Source organism: Allobosea sp. GW822-FHT03F07, from assembly GCF_058801345.1.
Map to the genome: position 1 here is coordinate 739,310 of NZ_JBXAND010000001.1, position 20,421 is coordinate 759,730.

The 20,421-nt window shown below is 66.7% G+C and carries 16 protein-coding genes; 9 read left to right on the forward strand and 7 right to left on the reverse strand.

Annotation, left to right across the window (positions count from 1 at the left end; translation table 11 throughout):
- Positions 1–17 precede the first annotated feature (17 nt).
- From AC1RMY_RS03590 to AC1RMY_RS03610, 5 genes are all read right to left on the reverse strand, one after another.
- On the reverse strand, positions 18–1,562 hold the full coding sequence (locus tag AC1RMY_RS03590; RefSeq protein ID WP_492862570.1) for an ABC transporter substrate-binding protein: 1,545 nt from the start codon (positions 1,560–1,562) through the stop codon (positions 18–20).
- A 49-nt stretch (positions 1,563–1,611) separates the two neighbouring features.
- Complete coding sequence (locus AC1RMY_RS03595; protein ID WP_492862571.1) at positions 1,612–2,355, reverse strand: SDR family NAD(P)-dependent oxidoreductase; 744 nt, start codon at positions 2,353–2,355, stop codon at positions 1,612–1,614.
- Entirely contained in the window at positions 2,352–4,370 is a 2,019-nt protein-coding gene (locus tag AC1RMY_RS03600; protein ID WP_492862572.1) for a hydantoinase B/oxoprolinase family protein, read from the reverse strand. Before AC1RMY_RS03600 ends, AC1RMY_RS03595 begins: the two co-directional genes overlap by 4 nt.
- Positions 4,367–6,430 carry a hydantoinase/oxoprolinase family protein gene (locus tag AC1RMY_RS03605; protein WP_492862573.1) on the reverse strand — a complete coding sequence of 688 codons (2,064 nt, stop codon included), beginning with the start codon at positions 6,428–6,430 and terminating at the stop codon, positions 4,367–4,369. The genes AC1RMY_RS03600 and AC1RMY_RS03605 overlap by 4 nt, the downstream gene beginning before the upstream one ends.
- 112 nt (positions 6,431–6,542) lie before the next feature.
- The gene (locus AC1RMY_RS03610; protein WP_492862574.1) at positions 6,543–7,304 is read right to left on the reverse strand and encodes an SDR family NAD(P)-dependent oxidoreductase; all 762 of its coding nucleotides are present in this window, start codon (positions 7,302–7,304) and stop codon (positions 6,543–6,545) included.
- Positions 7,305–7,433: 129 nt separating this feature from the next.
- Here AC1RMY_RS03610 and AC1RMY_RS03615 point away from each other — a divergent pair, with 129 nt between their 5' ends.
- Together AC1RMY_RS03615 and AC1RMY_RS03620 are read left to right on the forward strand one after the other, a co-directional pair.
- Positions 7,434–8,165, forward strand: coding sequence for an IclR family transcriptional regulator (locus AC1RMY_RS03615; protein WP_492862575.1), 732 nt, complete (start codon positions 7,434–7,436; stop codon positions 8,163–8,165).
- Between the two features lie 251 nt (positions 8,166–8,416).
- Positions 8,417–8,725 (forward strand): hypothetical protein, encoded by a 309-nt coding sequence (locus AC1RMY_RS03620; protein WP_492862576.1) that lies wholly within the window; start codon positions 8,417–8,419, stop codon positions 8,723–8,725.
- 61 nt (positions 8,726–8,786) lie between these two features.
- On the opposite strand, the gene AC1RMY_RS03625 is transcribed toward AC1RMY_RS03620, so the two are convergent.
- Together AC1RMY_RS03625 and AC1RMY_RS03630 are read right to left on the reverse strand one after the other, a co-directional pair.
- Positions 8,787–10,001 carry a glycosyltransferase gene (locus AC1RMY_RS03625; RefSeq protein WP_492862577.1) on the reverse strand — a complete coding sequence of 405 codons (1,215 nt, stop codon included), beginning with the start codon at positions 9,999–10,001 and terminating at the stop codon, positions 8,787–8,789.
- Positions 9,950–10,573: a MarR family transcriptional regulator gene (locus AC1RMY_RS03630; RefSeq protein ID WP_492862578.1), complete on the reverse strand. Its 624-nt coding sequence runs from the start codon at positions 10,571–10,573 to the stop codon at positions 9,950–9,952. The genes AC1RMY_RS03625 and AC1RMY_RS03630 overlap by 52 nt, the downstream gene beginning before the upstream one ends.
- A 323-nt stretch (positions 10,574–10,896) precedes the next feature.
- Here AC1RMY_RS03630 and AC1RMY_RS03635 point away from each other — a divergent pair, with 323 nt between their 5' ends.
- The 7 genes from AC1RMY_RS03635 to AC1RMY_RS03665 all read left to right on the forward strand — a co-directional run bounded on the left by AC1RMY_RS03635 (position 10,897) and on the right by AC1RMY_RS03665 (position 20,419).
- Positions 10,897–12,657 carry a type I secretion system permease/ATPase gene (locus AC1RMY_RS03635; protein WP_492862579.1) on the forward strand — a complete coding sequence of 587 codons (1,761 nt, stop codon included), beginning with the start codon at positions 10,897–10,899 and terminating at the stop codon, positions 12,655–12,657.
- Entirely contained in the window at positions 12,654–14,009 is a 1,356-nt protein-coding gene (locus AC1RMY_RS03640) for an HlyD family type I secretion periplasmic adaptor subunit (RefSeq protein ID WP_492862580.1), read from the forward strand. The genes AC1RMY_RS03635 and AC1RMY_RS03640 overlap by 4 nt, the downstream gene beginning before the upstream one ends.
- A gap of 325 nt (positions 14,010–14,334) precedes the next feature.
- Positions 14,335–15,129, forward strand: coding sequence for a calcium-binding protein (locus AC1RMY_RS03645; protein WP_492862581.1), 795 nt, complete (start codon positions 14,335–14,337; stop codon positions 15,127–15,129).
- A gap of 157 nt (positions 15,130–15,286) precedes the next feature.
- The gene (locus tag AC1RMY_RS03650; RefSeq protein ID WP_492862582.1) at positions 15,287–17,590 is read left to right on the forward strand and encodes a glycosyltransferase family 2 protein; all 2,304 of its coding nucleotides are present in this window, start codon (positions 15,287–15,289) and stop codon (positions 17,588–17,590) included.
- Positions 17,587–18,420 (forward strand): class I SAM-dependent methyltransferase, encoded by an 834-nt coding sequence (locus AC1RMY_RS03655; protein ID WP_492862583.1) that lies wholly within the window; start codon positions 17,587–17,589, stop codon positions 18,418–18,420. The genes AC1RMY_RS03650 and AC1RMY_RS03655 overlap by 4 nt, the downstream gene beginning before the upstream one ends.
- Positions 18,417–19,670, forward strand: a complete 1,254-nt coding sequence (locus tag AC1RMY_RS03660) for a glycosyltransferase family 4 protein (RefSeq protein WP_492862584.1) — start codon at positions 18,417–18,419, stop codon at positions 19,668–19,670. Before AC1RMY_RS03655 ends, AC1RMY_RS03660 begins: the two co-directional genes overlap by 4 nt.
- Entirely contained in the window at positions 19,667–20,419 is a 753-nt protein-coding gene (locus AC1RMY_RS03665) for a hypothetical protein (protein ID WP_492862585.1), read from the forward strand. Before AC1RMY_RS03660 ends, AC1RMY_RS03665 begins: the two co-directional genes overlap by 4 nt.
- Positions 20,420–20,421 lie beyond the last annotated feature (2 nt).

Here is a 20,421-nt window from a genome sequence, read left to right on the forward strand (position 1 = left end):
CCATCAGCCCACCATCCTCATCGCTTCTGCGAGGCCCAGCGGATGTCCTGGCCGTTGCTCACGGGGGAGAAGCGGATGCCGTCGACCTTGCTGGAGTAGGGCCCGTACCATTTGGTGTTGTAGACGAAGATGCCGGCGGCATCGTCGTTTACCATCTGGGTCATCTCCTCGTAGAGCTTCTGGCGTTCCTCCTGGCTGCCCGCGACGAGAGCGCGGTCGAGGCGCCTGTCGAACTCCGGATTGCTGTAATAGGAGAAGGTGCGCGTGCCGTGATAGCGCGTGCCGAAGAGCTCGCCGACCCAGTTGTTGGGGTCGACGTAATAGGTGCTCTTCCAGAGCGGGATGATATCGGCCTGGGTCTGGGCGCTGCGCATCCGGCCCGACACCACCGACCAGGGCGAGACCTCGACGACGACCTCGACGCCGATCTGGCGCAGCGTGTTCTGGAACAAGGTCGCGGCCTGCTCGGATTCGCTGAAGCCGGCGAGCGCGTTGATGGTGATCGGCCGCAGCGGCTGCGTGACCTTCTTCAGTTCCTCGCGTGCCTTGTCGAGATCGTAGCTGTAGCCCTTGAGGCCGGCTGGCGTGCCCCAGATCGGGTTCGGGTTCGGGCCGGGATTGCGCGAGACCGAGCCCTTCATGATGTTGGCGATGAAGCCGTCATAGTCGAAGGCATAGGCCAACGCCTTGCGGAAATGGACGTCGTTCATCAGCGGCTTGCTGGTGTTCAGCGCCAGCGTGAAGACGCGCAGCGATTCCTGCTCGATGATCTGGACGTTCGGCGACTGGCGCAGCCGCTGGATCTGGTCGTAGGGCAGGTAGCCGTCGGCGCCCTGAAAGTCGCCGCGGATCAGGCCGAGCACGCGGGTGTTGGTCTCGAGCACGGTGCGGAATTCGAGATCGTCGAAGGGCTGGCCGGCCCAGCCGGCGAAATGCTCGGGGAAGCGGCGCGCCGTCCAGCCGACGGCCGGATCGTGGCGACGGAGTGCATAGGAACCGCTGCCGGCCTCGTTGCGGGCGAGCCAGACCTCGCCCCAGTCGCCGTCCTTCTCGTTGGCCTTCACCAGCGCGCTGTTGACGATCAGGATGTCGGGGACGGTGGTGAGGAAGATCGCCGAGGGCTGGGCCAGGTTGAAGACGACGGTATGGGCGTCGGGCGCCGTGGTCGAGCCCGGCTTGATCGCATCGAGATAGAGGCTCGCCGGCCCCTTCTTCAGCGCGATGATGCGCTCGATCGAATAGATCACGTCGGCGGAGGTGAGCGGCTTGCCGTCGTGGAACTTGGCGTTCTGGCGCAGCTTGAAGGTGTAGACCTTGCCGTCCTGCGAGACGGTATGGCTCTCGGCGAGCCAGGGGATCATCTTGGGCGGGTTGTCGACCCAGCGATACAGCCCGTCATAGAGGTTGAAGCGGGTCGCGGCACGGGCCGTGTCGAAAATCGTGTGCGGGTCGAGATTGTCGTAGGGGCTGTTGTTCGCATAGACGAACTTGCCACCGGCTTGGGCAGAGGCGCCCTCGAGGCCCACAGCAGAGAGGGCGACCGAGCCAAGAACCGTCTTCAAGGCGTCTCTTCGTGTCGTCGTCATGCCGTCCTCCAAGGGTTTGCTGGTTTCAGGGGCTGCCGGTTACGGAAAGCGTCTGTCCGGTGATGAAGTCCGCATAATCGGAGGCGAGGAACATCACGGCATGCGCGATGTCCTGCGGGGTGCCGGCGCGGCGGCGTGCGGTGCCCGCGATCAGGCTCTCCTGCTGCTCCGGTGAATAGGAGTTCCACTGCCTCTCATAATCGGGGCTGGTGCGCTGGAAGCCGGGCGCCACCGCGTTGACGGTGATGCCGAAGGGGCCGAGCTCCTGGCCGAGCTGGCGGGCGAGCCCGATCTCGCCGGCCTTGGCCGAGGCATAGGCCTGGATGCCGGTCAGCGAGGTGCGCAGCCCCGCGCCGCTGGCGATGAAGACGATGCGGCCCTTGCCGGACTGCTTCATGCCGGGCGTGACGGCTTGAGCCGAGAGGAAGGCGCCGGTCAGGTTGACGTCGAGCACGGCGCGCCAGGCGGCCTCGTCGACATCCTCGAGCGGCGTCGCGCTCTGGCCGAGCACGCCGCCGGCGACATAGACCAGCACGTCGGGGCTGCGGCCCGACACTGTCTCGCTCTCTCTAACCCAGCCGCGGACCTGCGCCTTGTCGAGGAGGTCGAGTTCGGTCTGGTGCGCTGGCAGCCCGTCCATCTCCTTGCCCAGCCGGTCGCCGGCGAAGACGTTGGCGCCGCGAGCGGCGAAGGCCTCGACGATGCCGCGCCCGATGCCGCGGGCCGCGCCCGCGACCAGGACCGTCTGCCCGGCGAAATCGATGTTCATGCGGCCTCTCCGAGATTGCGCGGGGCGATCTGCGGATAGAGCAGCAGAAGGCTGGCATAGGCACGCCCGATCGCCGCGACCGGATCGACTTTGGCGGCGGGGTCGGCGTTCACGAGTGCGAAGATCTCGTGCTTGAGGAAGAAGCGCCATTCGATCGGCAGGGCGAAGAGCAGGCTCGAGAGATGGTCCCAGGCCTCGCTGGACCACATCGTCTCGAACGACAGGCGCTCATCGTCGAAGACGAGACCGCTCGGGCGTTTGCCCGGCTGGTCACGCAGAGCCTGCGTCGCGGGCTCGTCGAGAATGCCGTCTCGCACGACGACGCCGTAGCGGCGGGCGCCTTCCTCCGAGACCTTGCCCTGCGCGACGTCGTCCATGACCTCGGTGACGGGACGGGTGAAGGGATCGCCCCAGCCGCCTGCGCCGGCTGCCGAGATCATCAGCACGTCGCCCGGCGCGCAGCGCACGACATCGGTGTTGCCGAGGCTTTCCTCGCGTTCCGTTCCGGGGTTGCGCAGGAAATTGCAGGTCGCGCCGGGTTCACCGCCTTCGAGCCCCCAGCAGGAGAAGCGCACCCGGTCGCGGTTGCGCGCGGTGACGACCGAGTTCGGGGTGAACATCTTGAAGGTCATCTGCGCCGCGAGGCCGCCGCGATAGCGCCCGGCGCCGCCGGAATCGGGCACGAGTTCATAGCTGAGCACGCGGATCGGCACCTCGGATTCGGTGATCTCGATCGGCGTGTTCTTGAGGAAGGAGTTGGAGCCGTCCTGCCCGTCCTCCCTGGCCCAGCCGCCGCCGCCGCCGGTGATCGGGTTGATCGAGGCCATGGCTAGCCGCCCGGTCCGGCTGTCGGTGGTGCGGACATTGAGGATGCCGCCGCCGCCCGCCGGGCCGGCCGGCAGCCTGTCGGGAAGTGCCAGCGAGAAGGCGCCGACGACCATACCCTGGACACGGGCGCAGGTCAGGCTGCGCATGCCGGTCGCCGCCGGATAGACCGGGTTGACCACGGAACCTTCGGGCAGGATGCAGCGTACCGGCCGCAACAGCCCGGCATTGAGCGCGACGGTCGGGTCGAGCGAATAGACGACGTAATTGTAGCCGACCAGCGGCAGGATATGGCGCGGCAGGCCGCCGGTCGGCATATTCAGCGCCGATTGCAGCTGCGGATCGCTGCCGGTGAAATCGAACACTGCCTCGTCGCCGCTGACGCGCACGGTGAGCTTCAGCCGGCAGGGCACGCCACCGGGGCTGTCTTCGTCGATATAGTCGGTGAAGACATAGTCGCCGTCCTGCATCGAGGCGAAGAGGCGGCGCGCCTGCCGGTCGGCGAGGTCGAGCACGCCATAGGTCGCCGCGCAGACGGCCTCGACGCCGAAGCGGGCGATGGCGTCCCTGATCTTGCGCTCGCCGGTCTTGAGCGAGGCGATCTGGGCCTTGAGGTCGCCCCAGTTCTGGTCGGGCATGCGGACATTGCGCAGCATGATGGCGAGCACCTGCTCGTTCGTTACGCCTTGCTCGACCAGTTTCATCGGCGGGATGCGGATGCCCTCCTGCTGGACCTCCGTCAGCGCCCGCGACAGCGAAGCGGGCACCGCGCCGCCCATGTCGGTGTTGTGGATGTGGCCGACGGCAAAGCAGACCAGCCTGTCGCCTTCGAAGATCGGCATCCACAGATGCACATCGGGCGCGTGGGTGCAGACATAGCCGGAATATGGGTCGTTGGTGATGCAGATGTCGCCGGGCCTGTAATCGGCGATCGCGTCGATGGCCCCCTTGTAGTCCAGGCCGATGAACCAGGTCGCGCCGAGATCCTTGGGGCTGGCGAAGGTCTGGCCGCAGGGCGTGGTCAGGCCGCTTGTGAAGTCCTCTGTTTCCTTGACGAAGGCGGAATGGGCCGTGCGCAGCAGGGTGTAGCCCATGCTTTCGGCTGCGGCCTCGAAATGGCTCTTCAGGATCTGGAGCGTGACCGGATCAAGCAAGGGCGTGATGGCGGATGTCATGGTGTGGGCCGTCATGACGCCCGCTCCTTGTTCAGGATGAGGTTGCCATAGCCATCGACCGACCCGCTGAAGCCAGGTGGCGCCCAGGTCGTCGTGTCGTCCTGGAGGATGACGGCGGGGCCGGCGAAGCGGCTGCCGGGCTTCAGGTCGCGTCGCCGGAACAGGGCGGCCGCGATCTCGCCGCCGCGATGGGTGACCGCGACGGTGCCTTCCGGAGCCACATCCAAGGGTGCGATCTCGCGGGCCGGGAAGGAGGGCTTCGGCGTCCTGCCGGCGATGACGACGCGCAGGGCAACGAGCTGCACGTCGGCCTTCTCGTCGGCATGCCCGTAGATCTCGGCATGGCGGGCATGGAAGGCGGCGATGATCGCCTTGTCGTCGCCGTCGGTGATCCAGCTCTCGGCGATCGTCGTCTCGATCTCGTAGGACTGGCCGCGATAGCGCATGTCGCCGGAGATCGTCAGCGTCGCTTCGCCGTCAAAGCCCTGACCGCCATGACCCTGGCTGCCGTGCAGCCAGTCGCGCGCCTCGGCCGCGAGGCCCGCAAGGGCGTCGCCGATCGCCGGCATGGTTGCGGCATCGACGTCGAGGAAGGTGACGCGGACGAAGTCGGAGCGCACATCGGCCAGCAGTCCGCCGAGCGCGGCGAGCACGCCGGGCGTCTCCGGAATGATGACGGTTTCCATGCCCATGGCTTCGGCGAGCAGGCAGCCCATCATGGGTCCAGCCCCGCCGAAGGCGAGCAGGGCATAGCCGCTCGGCTCCTCGCCGACCTGCGAGAACAGGCGGCTGACCTCGCGGTACATATTGGCGACGGCGAGATCGATGATCGCTTCCGCCGTGGCGACCGCGCTGCGCGCGAGCCCTTGCGCCAGCGGCTCGACCACGGCGAGCGCCTTCGCGCTATCGACGTTGACGGCGCCATAGCCGAGCTCGGCTGCGCCGAGCACGCCCTTGACCGCGAAGGCGTCGGTGATGGTGGCACGCTCGCCGCCGCGTCCGTAGCAGGCGGGCCCAGGTGTCGAGCCGGCGCTCTCGGGGCCGACGCGTAGCACGCCGAGCGCATCGACGCTGGCGACCGAGCCGCCGCCGGCACCGATCGAGGAGACCGAGACCGTCGGCAGATAGATCGGATACTGGCCGACCAGCTCGCCGGAGCGGAAATCGGGCATGCCGTCGCGCAGCAGGGCGACGTCGGCGCTGGTGCCGCCGATGTCGAGGCTCATCACGCGGGGGAAGCCGGCGCGCTCCGCGACGAAGCCCGCGCCGATCACGCCCGCCGCCGTGCCCGAGAGCAGCATCTCGATGCTGCGCTCCTTGCCGGCGGCGGCGGTCATGACGCCGCCGTTCGACTTGGTGATCATCGGGGCCGGCGCGACGCCGCGCTCGCGCAGTGCGGCCTCGAGCCGGCCGATATAGTGCGAGACGCGCGGCTGCACCGAGCCATGGATGCAGGCCGTGATGGTGCGTTCGTATTCGCGCACGATCGGCCAGACATCGGCCGAACAGAACACCGGCAGATCGGGGCGCAGACGCTTCAGCGTCTCCTTCACCAGCAGCTCATGCGCCGGGTTGGAATAGCTGTGAAGGAAGGCGAGCACGATGCCCTCGGCCCCGGCAGCCTCCGCCTTTGCCAGCGCCGCGACGATCGCGGCCTCCTCGGGCACGATTTCGGCTCGGCCATCGGCGCTCATGCGCTCGCGCAACGGGATGACCCGGTCGCGCGGCACCAGCGGTGGGGGGCGGCGCGAGAACAGGTCGTAAGGGTCGGGGATCTTCAGCCGGGCGAGTTCGAGGACGTCGCGGAAGCCTTCGGTCACGAACAGGCAGAGCCGGGCGCCGGTGCCCTGGATCACGCTGTTCACGCCCACGGTCGAGCCATGGGTGAAATAGGAGACATCCTGCGGCGCGATGCCGAAGCGACGTTCGATCTCGTCCAGTCCCTGCAGCACCTCGGCACCCGGCGCATCCGGCCGCGACAACACCTTCAGCGTTCGCAGCGCGGCGGATGCCTCGTCGAAGACGCAGAAATCGGTGAAGGTGCCGCCGATATCGACGCCGATGCGATAGCCCACGGCTCAGCTCCGTTCCGTCGCGGCGAGTGATTCAGGCAAAGCCTGTGCCGTCTCGACAACGGGTCGGCGTAGGCTGGGGTCGGTCGTCGGACGCATCATCATGCTCAAGCGCTCAACAATTGAACTGGAAGCCGTCGACGACGAGCGCCTGGCCGGTCATGAAGCAAGGTTCCGACGCAGCCAGGAACAGCACGAGCTGGGCGACGTCCTCCGGCTTGCCCATGCGCTGCAGGGCGATGCCTGCCTGGGCGAGCGCCGCACCGCGCTCGCGCGTCAGCGTGTTGCCGAGCTCGGTCTCGATCACGCCGGGGCAGATCGCGTTGACCAGGATATTCGGGCCGAGTTCCTTGGCGAGTGCCTTGGTCATGCCGATGATGCCGGCCTTGGCGGCGGCATAGGCGAAGCGGCTGACCGCGGCGGTGACGCCGCCGGTATGGGCGTTGAGCGAGGACATCGAGACGATGCGGCCGTTCCCTTGCGCCTGCATCACCGGCGCAACCGCGCGGATGTAGTTGAAGCAGCTCTTCAGATTGATCGCGATGGTGCGGTCGAACTCGTCCTCGGTGATCTCGAGGATGCCTTTCGGCATCGAGCGGCCGGCATTGTTAACGAGCACGTCGATGCGACCGAGCTGTGCGACCGTCTCGTCCGCGATGCGCTGAGCCTCGGCGAAGGAGGAGACGTCGGCCTCGAAGGTCAGGACTCCGCGGCCGAGCGCGCGGATCTCATCGGCGGTGCGATCGAGTTCGGGGCGGAGCAGATCGACCAGCGTGATGTCGAAGCCGGCTCCGGCGAGCGTCTTGGCGCAGGCCCGGCCGATGCCCCTGGCGCCGCCGGTCACGATCGCCACGGATGGGCTGCGCGATGCCTTCATCTGCCGAATTCACCCCGTCTAAGGTCTTGAATTCATCTCGATTGAAGGAGAGCCTATCGTCGGCTAATTTGTTCGACAAGTTGGATCAGGTTCACATATATGAATACTGAAGTGAAATCGGCGGCTCGTATGCTCGACCTTCTCGAGTATCTCGCGGGCTGCGCCGAGCCGGTGAAACTCAAGGACATCGTCGCCACTCTGGGCTTTCCAAAGAGCAGCGCGCATGCCCTCGCGCAGACGCTGGTCTCGCGCGGCTACGCGATCCAGGACTCGACCGAGCGCTATGTGCTGGTGCATGCCAGCCGGCACCGCTCGGCCACGCGCGCCCATGAGGCGCGGCTGCTTTCGGCGGCGCATCCGGTCATGGAGAGCCTGCGCGACGCCTCGGGCGAGACGGTGGTGCTGGCGGTGCGCAACACGCGCGGCGAGGCCAAGCGGCTGGCGAAATGCGTCAGCCGGCAGGCCATCCGCTTCGATGTCGATCTCGATGGCCAGAGCGATTCCTACTGCACCGCAACCGGCCGGCTGTTGCTGGCGCATTGGGACGAAGCCCTGACTGAGGCCTATCTCGCACGCGTGCCGCTGCTGGCGCGCACGCCGAAGACACCGACTGATCCGGACGTGATCCGCGCCCTGTTCGTCCGGATCCGGGAGGAGGACATCTCCATCTGCGACGAGGAGCATGTGCTCGGCTCGACCGGGCTCGCCACGCCGGTCCGGGCGCGCGACGGCAGCGTGGTCGCGGCCCTGAACCTCGGCGTCGTCACGATGCGCTACCATCAGCGCAGCAGCGAACTGGTCGCCATGCTGAAGGACGCTGGCCGGCTGATCAGCACGCGACTCGGCTTTCGCGAGGCGTGAACGATCGGCCCGGCATTGCCAATCGCACCAGATGCCACGCCCGTCCACCACCTGCACTGACTGGCGCATGGTCTTCGGCCCGGACGGCGACATGGTCAATGCCAGCTTAATCCATCGCGGGACTTTGCCTCGGTATGCAATCACATCCAGATATTATTCAGCAAATTCCGGCATCCGCTTAGCCGGATGGCGCGTATTGTGGCAAACAGCGTTGCCGCAGGACGCGGCTAGACGAACAGGGATCACGTTCGATGTTGAGGGGGACGGAACCTCTCCAGATCTGGGAGATCATCTCATCGCCGGCCGGCCATGCGGCGCTGCAATACGCCGCCGAAAGCGGGGCGCCGCCACTCGAGCCGCTGATCGGGCTGATCGAGGAATGGTGGGGCAATTGGCTCGACGATGATCGCGAGGATCACTTGCAGCGCCTGCACAGCATGGTCTCGCGCCTGATGGCGGCCGATGGCTGGGAAGAAGCGGGCGTCCGTCCGGTGCGTTCAGGCCGACTGATCACCGAGGCGATGACCTTCCGGAAGGCCGGCTACACCACCCTGCAGTAGGGCGGCCAGAGCTTTTTTTTCACGCGGGGTGGACGCCGGGTCGCTCGAAAATGCTCTGGCGTCACGCCGGCACGGCTTCACGCTGCTGGCCGAGGCCTGCGATCCAGCCGAGCTGACGGTCGACGCAGCGTTCGCGCTCATAGCCCGAGACGACGGTCGCGCGCGCGGCGCGGCGTAGCCCGCCCAGCATGGGGCCTCTGCGAAGCGCCTCCTCGATCCGATGCGCCAGTGCGGCCGTGTCGTGGAAGGGCGCGAGCAGCCCGTTGACGCCGTCGGTGATGACCTCCCGAACCGGCGGCGTATCGGAGCCGACGATCAGGCTGCCGCAGGCCATCGCCTCCAGCAGCGACCAGGACAGGACGAAGGGCACGCTCAGATAGACATGGGCCGCCGAGACCTGGAACAGCCGGACCAACTGGTCGGGGGCGAGCCAGGGAATGTGGGCCATGCGATCCGCCAGACCTGTCTCCTCCAGCATCACCTCGCGCCAGAGGCGGCCATCCTGCCGCGCTCGGCCATAGCCTGGACCATCGCCGCCGACCGTGACGAACAGGGCGTCGGGATGGCGCGCGGCGACCTGTGCAGCTGCGCGCATGAACTGGGGATAGCCGCGATAGGGATCGAGATCACGGGCCGCGAAGGTCACTACCGGATCGCCGTGCCGCAGCACGCGCCCGTCGGGCAGGCGCAGAACGGCCGCCGGATCGGGGTGGCAGAAATTCGCATCGATGCCATCATGGCAGACGGCGATGCGCTGGCGCAGATGCGCGGGGTATTGCTGCTGCTGCCAGCGCGTCGGCGTGTAGGCGGCGTCGAGCGTCTCCAGCGTCAGCAGCTGCGCCGCGTTGCGCATGCGGATGCGATGGCGCTCGGCATCCGGGATCGCGGATCCGGGATCGAAGTCGAGATCGGAGCCTTCGCTGTTGTAGTAATACTCGCAATAGCCCATCAGCGGCACGTCGGGCAGCGCATCGCGCGCGAACAACAACCCGCCCCAGCCGATGTGACCGATGACGACATCGGGCGGATCGGTCTGGGCGAGCCGGCCGAGCAGGCCGGCGACGGCCTCGCCGGTGCGCATGTGGTAATCCGTCGCCGCCAGCGCGGCATGCGTCGTGGTCGATTGCCCGACCGCATAGGTCAGCTGCCTGACGCCCGCCTGGTGGGGCGCCGCATGCTCCGTCAACAGCGTGACCTCCGCGCCCTCGGAAACGAGGCGCGCGATCAGGTGAGCGAATTGACCAGATCCGGAGCGATGTACGAATAGGACATGCATGATGCGAGCAGAACGCCTCCAAAACGCAACGAGTCGCTCCACCACTGCTCGAGCCGGCGCAGCGTGTCATAGGTCGTCTGAAGATCGGCCTCGGCGTTGAAATCGAGGTTCTGGCCGAACGGGTTCGAATCGTCGATCAGGCGCAGCCGCTCGCAGAGCATCTGGCCCTTGAGCGAAAGGGATATGCGCGCCAGCCGCCGGTCGCGCGGCGAGGCCCCGCGCTCGAGATAGCCGCTCTCGACCAGCTGCTTCAGGTTGTAGGAGGCGTTGGAGCCGACATAATGGCCTCGATCCAAGAGATCGCGGACCGCGATCTCGCCTTGCCCGATCGTGAGCAGGACCATGACCTGCGACGGTGAGATATCGTCCACGCCGAGCTTGGTCAGCTCCAGCCGCATATAGTCGAGGAATCTGCGGCTGACCCGCTCGATGACCCGCGCGAGATCGAGCGGGGAGACGCCGACGCGCCGCGATACGCTGTCCGCGTCCCGTGGAGGCTCGGGCGCCCTGGGGTGATGGCCGTTCAGTACTCTGTCCAGGACTTGTTCGCTGCCATGCGGCTTGGGCTGCATTTCCTACTCCGCCTGCTTGTCAAAATGGGTAACCCCGACCCGAACGAATCCCACATCCGATGATTAGCCTACACGCAAAGCACATGCCACCTCAGATCGCGATATTTGTAGATTTTATCGTAAGATGAACCGGATCGAACTGTTTCGAATTTCAAATTGTTTCGATTTTTCGCCTTAATTTTCGATATTAACCGGGATTTATCAGGCAGTGATCTGTCATTGTCTTGCCATCACTGACGTGTCAACCTGCCAATTGGCTGGCGTCAGGTTCTGCTTCGCGGCGGCTCCTTGCCTAATTGCGGGCTTTCGATCCGGAGATCTGAATGGAGGCGAAGACATTGGCGCCCGACGTGTTGATCCGAGGCTTGCAGCGCTCTTTCGTGGGAGGCCTGGCCTATGCGGGTTTCCTCAGCATGTTCGTCAATCTGCTGCTGCTGATCGTGCCGCTCTTCATGATGCAGGTGCAGGACCGCGTGGTCGTCAGCCGCAGCTACGACACGCTGACGATGTTGCTCGTCATCGCGGTCGTCGGGCTGGCACTCTATGGCGTGATCGAGTTCATCCGCTCGCTGACCTTCCAGACGATGGCGAGCATCTTTGCGCGCCAGCTTAACCTGCCGGCGCTGCAGGCGGCGGTCAGTGCGTCCCTCGAGCAAGGCTCCGGGCAGGCGACCCAGGCGATCCGCGACCTTAACGACATTCGCTATTTCATCGCGAGCTCGGCCGTCGCGACACCGCTCGAAGCGGCCTGGTCGCCGATCTTCCTCGCCGTGCTTTTCGCCCTCCATCCTGTCTACGGCCTCGTCGGCCTGGTCTCGCTGGTGATCCTGCTGGTGCTCGGCGTGCTCTCCGACGTGCTGACGCGGCGCGTGCTGAAGGAAGCCAATGCCGAGGGGGTCGCCAGCATCAACGAGGTCGGCGCAAGCCTGCGCCATGCCGAGACGATCGAAGCGATGGGCATGCTGCCGGCTCTCGCGAGCCGCTGGAAGAGCCAGCAGCTCGCGATGATCGAGCATCTCGACGTCGGCACGCGGCGCGGGAAATTCATCGCCGCACTGACCCGATCCTCGCGCATGACGATGCAGCTCGCAATCTATGCCACGGGGGCGGTGCTGATCATCCGCAACGAGGTCACGGCGGGCACGCTGATGGCCGCGAGCATCCTGCTCGGCCGTCTGCTCGCGCCTTTCGATTCGATGATCTCCGACTGGCGCCAATGGGTGCTGGCGGCGACGGCCTGGAACCGGGTCAAGGAACTGCTGCAATCGCGCAGCTCGCAGCGCCAGACCGTGCCGACGCCGCCGACGCAAGGCGAGCTGGTCGTGGATCGTGTCGTCTTCGCTCCGTCAGGCTCGGAGCAGACGGTCATCAAGAGCGTCGCCTTCTCGCTGCAGCCCGGTGAGGTGCTCGGCGTCGTCGGCCCCTCCGGGGCGGGCAAGTCGACATTGGCGCGGCTGATGGTCGGCGTGCTCAAGCCGAATGTCGGCGGGATCTATCTCGACGGCCACAATGTCTATCTCTGGGAGCGCGGCTCCTTCGGCGCGATGGTCGGCTATCTGCCGCAGTCGGTCTCGCTGCTGAACGGGACGATCGCGGAGAACATCGCGCGTCTGCGCAAGCCCGATCCGCACGCGATCCTGGAAGCCGCCCGCATCGCGGGGGTCCATGAGCTCATCGGGCGGCTGCCGCTCGGCTATGACACCCATGTCAACGATGGCGACTTCAAGCTCTCGGGCGGCCAGCGCCAGCGCATTGGCCTCGCGCGCGCGCTCTACGGCATGCCGCGGCTCATCGTGCTCGACGAACCCAACGCCAATCTCGATGCCGAGGGAGAGCAGAGTCTGGTCCGCGCCATTGTGGCTGCGCGCGAGGCCGGGGCGATCGTGGTGCTGATCGCCCATCGCCCATCCGTCATGCAGGTGGTCGACAAGATCCTCGTGCTGCGCGAGGGCCGGGTCCAGCAATTCGGGCCGCGCTCCGCCATCGCCGGAATGATCACGCCGGGCGGCATCGTCGAGATCGAGCCCGCCAATAGGCCCTTGGTCCCGGCGGCCGCCGGGGCCATTCGCGAGGTGAGCGCATGACCGGCCAGGCTCTGGTCAAGCTGCAGGACCGTGCGCTCGCCCTGGCGGCGCTGCCGGACGATCAGGAGGAGCGCCGGCCCTCGCTGCGCACTCTGGTTCTGGCGGGCGTGGCGGCGATCGGTGTCGGCTTCGGCGGCTTCGGCGCCTGGGCGGTGACGGCGCGGCTCGACAATGCCGCGGTCGCGAGCGGCGTGGTCGCCGTCGACAGCAAGCGCAAGACGGTGAGCCATCTCGAAGGCGGCGTCCTCAAGATGCTGCTCAAGACGGAGGGCGAGCGCGTCGCCAAGGACGAGCCGCTGTTGCGGCTCGAGGATGCGCGCGCCGGCGCAGAGCTGCATCAGCTCCGGGCCAAGCGCGTCGGCCTCGAGGCCAAGCTGGCGCGGCTCAGGACCGAGCAGGCCAATGCGGCGGAGGTCGATTTCCCCGACGACATCGAGAGGGACCAGACGCCGATCGCGCGCGAGGTCGTCCGCGCCGAACGCGGGCTCTTCAAGGCGCGCACGCAGGTCTACGACGGCAAGATCCGCATCCAGCAGCGCGTCATCGAGCAGCATCAGGCGGAGGCCGAGGCGCTTCAGGCCCAGATCGATGCGATCCGCTACCAGCGCACGCTGATCGACGAGGAGACCCGCGTGATGGCGGAGCTCTACGAGAAGCGCTACGCGAAGCGCACGCAGCTCGTCGATCTCCAGACCCGTCAGAGCGAGCTCGCCGGGCGTGCCGGCGAGAACGCCGCACGCAAGGCCAAGGCGGAGCAGCAGGTGGCCGGTGCCAATCTTGAGATTCTCTCGATCACCCTCGAACGCCAGAACGAGATCGCCCGGGAGATCCAGGACAGCCAGCTCGCGCTCTCCGAGGTGAACGAGCGGATCGTCCAGGCGGAGGACGTGCTGCGCCGGCTTGTCCTGCTGTCGCCGCAGGAGGGTATCGTCGCGAATATCAGGATGAGGACAGCCGGCAGCGCGATCGCGGCTGGCGAGGCCATCCTCGACATCGTGCCCGAGCAGGAGCCGCTGGTCGTTGAGGCCAAGGTCGACCCCCGCGACATCGACGTCATCCGCGTCGGCGCCGAGACGCGCATCCGGCTGACGGCGTTCAACTCGCGGCTTCTGCCGCCGCTTCTGGCGAAGGTGAGCTACGTCGCCCCGGACCAGCTGATCGACGAGAAGACCAACGCCGCCTATTTCGTCGTCCGCGCGGAGATCAGTCCAGAGAGCCTGCGCGAAAATAAAATCGTGCTCCATGCCGGCATGACGGCGGAGGTGCTGATCGTGAACGGCTCCCGCCGCGCGATTGACTATCTGCTCGCGCCCTTCACCGACAGCTTCAATCGGGCTTTTCGCGAAGACTGATTTATCTCTTGAAATCAATAAGTTAGACCTCCTTCATTTCGCTCGTGCAGCATTCTGATTAAATGCATGCGAGTTTATATTTCGATTTTCGATGCTATTTCGTTTGAAGCCATAAGTATAATGCTATCGAAATCAAGCTTAAATCGTTGTGCGTCGCAAAATGGTCAGAATTAAAAGCTTGCTGCACTGCAATCATCGAGTATTCTTTCAGCTGTCGAGCGGTGGCGTGCAGTGCGCATGTCGTCGGAACGGTGCCGTATCCGGTGCGTGGCGATCAAGTCGCCGGGCTTCGGGGGGCGCCCTGAGATCGCCGAGGAGGTGACGAATGGCTACGATCGAAGGAAGTGCTTTCGACGATTTTCTGGTGGGAAGTCGATTCAGTGACGTGATCTTCGCCGGGGCGGGGCATGATGTCGCCCATGGCGGAAGCGGGAACGACTCGCTGTTCGGTGAGGAGGGTGACGATGTTCTCTTCGGCGACAGCGGTGACGATGCGCTGTTCGGCGACGAGGGTGATGACGTCATCTTCGGCGGGCAGGGGGACGATTTCCTGAGCGGAAGCGCAGGCGATGATGTGTTGTTCAGCGGCGCCGGCAGCGATGTCGTGCAGGGTGGCGCTGGCAGCGACCTGCTCCTGGGTGGGGCGGGTGCCGACATCCTCCAGGGCGGTGCGGGCGACGATCTCCTGATCGGCGGCGCCGGCAGCGACATCCTCCAGGGCGGTGCGGGCGACGATCTCCTGATCGGTGGCGCCGGCAGCGACATCCTTCAGGGTGGTGCTGGCGACGATATCATCCAGGGCGGAGCCGGCGACGATCTGCTCTTCGGCGGCGCGGGCGACGACATCCTGTCGGGCGGCGCCGGTTCCGACATCTTCAGCTTTACCGGAGGGGGCGGCAACGATGTCGTGCTCGACTTCCATGCCGGTGACGATCTGCTGAAGATTTCTTCCGACATCAACGGGACGGGCATCAGTTCTGCCGAAGATCTGGCGGCACGTACCAGCACCGTCGGCGGCAATGCCGTCATCGATCTCGGCAATGGCGACACGCTGACCCTGGTCGGGGTCACGGCCGAGGACATCCAGAGCGATCCGAACTCCTACTTCACGGTCGCCTGACGATCGTCATCCGCGGCGCCGGCCCGATCGAGGCCGGCGCCGCACCGGATCATCGGCTCCATACCGGATCCGATGATCCATCCCTTTGGTTTTGCATCGGCTTTCCCGAAAGCCGCGTTCCACCTTTCGGGCCGATGCTTCGGCGGGATCGAATTTCATGCTCTCACAGGCGCCCGTCGTCATGGCGGACTCATGCCCGACGCATCTCGAACTGCACCGGCTCGGTGGCTCGGTCTTCCTGCTGTGCTGGACGCGCGAGGTCTCGCCTTTCGGCAAGCCCGCGATCGCGCTGTCCGGTAAGGGCAGGCGGCTTCCTTCGGCCTCGATCATGCTCGGCTTGCGGGACGGGCGCGAGCGGCTTGCGGTGGCGTTCCGCCATAATGGCCATGACGGCATCGTCGCGACTTTGTCCGACCAGGGCCCGCAGGGGGAGGTGACCGCGACCTTCGACCCGGCCCTGGTCCATAATCTGGCCGACCCCGGGGAGATTCTGAGCGAGCTGACGGCAAAGGCGAGGCTGTCGCTGGCCGGCGCGCTCTCCGGGCCGTGGCCCGCGCTGTTCGGCCTGACGACGACGGCGCAGTATCTTTCCTTCCTGCGCCAGTTCCTGACTGTCCTTTTTCCGAAGATCGCCCCCGCAGCGCCCGTGGCGACGCTGGTCGACGGCAAGCTGCTGTTCGAGACCGCGCTGCCGTCCGACTTCGGAGCGCTTCGTGCAGCCGCCCGGCTGGACGGTGCCGGCCTCGCCCGCCTCGACCTGCGCTCGCGGCTGGGCTCCGCCGACCGCAAGGGGCGGCACGAGTTCCACTTTGTCCTGGACGAGCCGCCCGTGCGTGGCGGCGGTATGCTGGTCCTGCAAGGGGAGGGCGGGCTGGTCGTCAGGACGTTGCCGCCCCGGCAAGGCTCGCAGTCCGCCTCGCAGTCCCTCGGTCGCTGGTGGGCGAGCAAGGCGGCGAGCCGCGACGGCCTGCGCAACTGGCTCGTCGAGCAGCTCGCCGGACTGTCGGAGCAGGGGCGGCTTCTTGCAATTGAGATGCAGAGGCGTTTGCCGCTCGCAGTGCAGAATGTTCACCGCAACGACGATCTGCCGGCGGCGGAACTCGACCTCGCGGTCTGCAACAAGGCCGGCCTGCTGATCGGCGGCTGGCTGCGCGATCCCGACGGGCTGCTCGACGAGATCATGCTGCATGGCGGCGGGCGTTCACCGATGCCGATGCTCGATCGAATCAGGCGCTTCCCGGCGCGATTGCCGCCCGGGCCGGATGGAACGGTGCGGTCGGCGATCGGCTTTGCAGCTCTCGCGCCGCATTACGCGATGGGCGCGCCCGTCCTGCAGCCGCGCTGCGAGGTCAGGCTGAAATCCGGCACGACGCTGATGCTTCGCCCGCCGGTGCAGCCGGCCGATCCCGCCGCTATCCGGGCAAGGGCGCTGGCGGCCATTCCTCCGCAGTTCCTCACGGCGGATGCGCTGGAGACCACGCTCGCGCCGCTTCTGGCGGCGTGCCAGGCAGAACTTCACGAGACCCTGCCCGAGCCGCAGGTCCGAGGCTTCGGCAGACAGGTCGCGGCGCCAGCGGTCTCGGTCGTGATCCCGCTCTACCGCGTCTACGAATTCCTGCGTGTGCAGGTCGCGGCCTTCGCTGGCGATCCCTGGTTCGTCGGCAAGGCCGAGCTGATCTATGTGCTCGACTCGCCCGAGCACGAGGCGGAAGTCACGCATCTGCTCGGTGGTCTCCACCTCGCCTACGGCCTGCCGATGCAGCTCGTCGTCATGGGCCGCAATGGCGGCTTCTCGGCGGCCTGCAATGCGGGGGCGAAAGTGGCGCGCAGCCCGGTCCTGGCGCTGGTGAATTCGGACGTGATCCCGGCCGCCAATGGCTGGCTGCCGATGCTGAGCGAGAAGCTGAGCCCGCGCGACAGGATCGGCGTCGTCGGCCCGAAGCTGCTTTATGATGACGGTTCGCTGCAGCATGCCGGCCTGTTCTTCAAGCGGGACAGCAAGGGCACCTGGCTCAACCATCACTACTTCAAGGGCATGCCGTCGAACTATGAGCCGGCCAATGTCGAGCGGCCCGTGCCGGGCGTGACCGGCGCGTGCATCGTGATGCTGCGGGAGCTGTTCCAGGATGTCGGCGGCTTCGACCACGGCTATGTCATCGGCGACTACGAGGACAGCGACCTCTGCCTGAAGGTTCGCCGCGCCGGCTTCGGCATCGTCTACGTGCCTGCTGTGGCGCTCTACCATCTCGAGCGCCAGTCCATTTCGAAGAGCGGCGACTACATGCGGGGCGTCGCCTCCCAGCACAATGCCTGGCTTCAGACGCGGCGCTGGGACGCGCAGATCGACGCGTTGATGGGCGCGATCGACGGCACGGTGCAGAAGCCCGCCCCGCGCGAGCCGGCGCCACGGGAGAGCGATTTCATTCCCCGCGTCAATCTCAGGAGAGCGACAGCAGCATGACGGCGATAACGGCCCTGAGACAGATCGCGCCCGATCAGGCGCGCCCGGATGGCATCAGCGCAGCCGAGCTCGGCTACCTGATGGCCTCGGTTCAGACCAACCGCTTCCTGCCGCATCCCCCGCCGGGCAGCATCTTTGTCGGCGACGGCGATTATCGCGCGATCGGGGCGGAGTTCCTCGGCCACTACATCCGTCTGGGGCGGCTGCGCCCGGATGAGCGCATCCTCGACATCGGCTGTGGGATCGGCCGCATGGCCGTGCCGTTGACTCAGTATCTCGATCCCGAACGCGGCAGCTATGACGGGGTCGATCCCGTCATGGAGGGCATTCTGTGGTGCGCCCAGACGATTACGCCCGCGTATCCGCGCTTCCGTTTCCAGCGGCTGGACATCGCCCATCCGCTCTACAATCCGCAGGGTTCGCTGCCGGGCACGGAAGTCCAGTTCGGCTTCGCCAATGGCAGCTTCGATTTCGTCACGATGGTCTCTGTCGCGACTCATCTGCCGCCGGATGAGCTCGTCGTCTATCTGAACGAGGCCTCGCGGCTGCTCGCTCCCGGCGGGCGGCTGTTCCTCACCGCTTTCGCGATCGACGGCGCGAGTACCGGCCAGGAGCGGCTCAAGTTCAAGCGCTGGCAGGACGGGCCGGGCTGGTATGCGATCGAGGAAGCGCCGCTGGCGGCGGCCGGCATCGACACGGACTGGCTGCTCGATGCGGCGGGGGCGGCCGGCCTTGCTTCCGAAGGGCTGCGGCGCGGCCATTGGCGGGGCACGACCGCGGCCCATTACCAGGATCTGCTGATCGCGACGAAGCCCGGAGGTGGGAAATGACGCGCCGCATCCTCGTCGTCGCCCATAACCATCCCGACCTGCATCCCGGCGGGACGGAAATCTTCGCCCATGATCTCGCGCAGGCCTATCGCGAGCAAGGCTGCGAGGTGCTGTTCCTCGGGGCGACCAATGCGATCCATCGTCAGCCGCATCCCGGGACCGCGTTTCAGGCGACGGGCGAAGCGGGCGACCTGCTTCTCTGGAGCGGCCATTTCGACCGTTTTCATCTCAGCCAGATCGATCACTATGGCACGCTGCAGGACCTCGCGACCTTGCTGAGCGAGTTCCGGCCGGATGTGATCCACATCCATCATCTCGTGCTGATCGGCGCGGAATTCCTGGCGCTGGCGCGCCGGCTCCTGCCGCAGGCCGCGCTGGTGATGACGCTGCACGACTACTATCCGATCTGCCACCATGATGGGCTGATGGTGCGGCCGAGCGACAAGCAGCGCTGCACCGGCGCCTCGCCGAGTTCCTGCCATGGCTGCTTCCCCGACATTGGCTCCGACCGCTTCCTGCTGCGCGAGCGCTTCCTGAAGACGCATCTGGCCGCCGTCGACCGTTTCGTCGCGCCGAGCCGCTTCCTGCGCCAGCGCTATGTCGACTGGGGTCTGCCGGCGGAGAGGATCGAGGTCATCGCCAATGCGCGCCCGGCCCGGAGCACCGCTGCGCATCGAGCGACCAGGGGGCGGCGCGGCAATTTCGGCTATTTCGGCAACCTCAACCCCTGGAAGGGCGTGCTGCCGCTGCTCCAGGCGGCGAAGCTGATCGCGGACCGGGGCGACGGCGATTTCTCGCTGCGGATCCATGGCGGGGCGCCTTTCCAGAGCGAGGCCTTCACCACGGCGCTCGGTCAGGCGTTTTCCGAGGCCGGCAGTGCGGTGACGCAGTGCGGGCCGTACGCCCGCGAGGACGTGCCGGAGCTGATGGCCGAGATCGACTGGGTGGTGATGCCGTCGGTCTGGTGGGAGAACGCCCCGCTGGTGATCCAGGAGGCGTTCCAGCATCGCCGGCCGCTGATCGTCAGCGGCATCGGCGGCATGGCCGAGATGGTGAGGGACGGCGTCGACGGCCTGCATGTCCGGCCGGGGGATCCGGCCGACCTCGCCCGCGCCATGCGCCGCGCCCTCGACGAGGAGGACCTCTGGCAGCAGCTCGTCGACGGCATCGTCGAGCAGCCGGCGCTCGCGGAATGCGCGACCCGGCATCTCGCCCTCTTCGACAACCTCAAGCTCGCGGAGGCGGCATGACGGCGACCCAGAACCGCGACGACACCATCCGCCTGCCCAATGTCACGCCGGCGCGCCTCAATGGCCGCGTCGATGCCCTCGACGGCAATCGCCTCCATGGCTGGATATGGGACGAGGCCCGGCCCGAGGAGCATCTGCTGGTCAGGGTTTTCCGCGATGGCGCCCTGGTCCAGGAGAGCAAGGCCGACCAGAATCGGATCGATCTGCGGCGCAATGGCATCGGTGACGGCCGGCATGCCTTTTCGATGGAACTCGACGATGCGCTCGTCGCAGCGCGGGACACGCTGACCGTCGTCGGCGTCTCCGATGCGACCGGGATGGAGCTGGAGCTGCGGTTGCCTCCGCCGGCCGAGCTCGCGGCGGAGGCCGCGATCGCCGTGCCGCTGGCGCGCTTCTTCGATCGTGTCGAGGCGCTGATCGCGCTGAACCGGCGCGCGCAGCTCGCGCAGAAGGAACTCGGTGAAAAGCTCGACGGGATCGCCGCCCAGCTCGAGCAGAGTCGGGCGCCCGCTCGCGATCCCGAGGCCGATGCGGCCGCGGAAGGGCAGATTGCCCAGCGCCTGGCCGAGATCGACGTCTTCCAGCTCCGCTTCGACGCGACGCTCAGGAGCTTCGACGAGCGGTTGGCCGTGATTCGTAAGGAAGCCCGCGCCCCGCTACGGCAGGTGACGGTCGTCCTCGGCTTCCTGTCCGGTCTGGCGGCCGTGATCTCCTTCGTCACGCTCGCCGTTCTTCTGGTTCGCAGGTGACA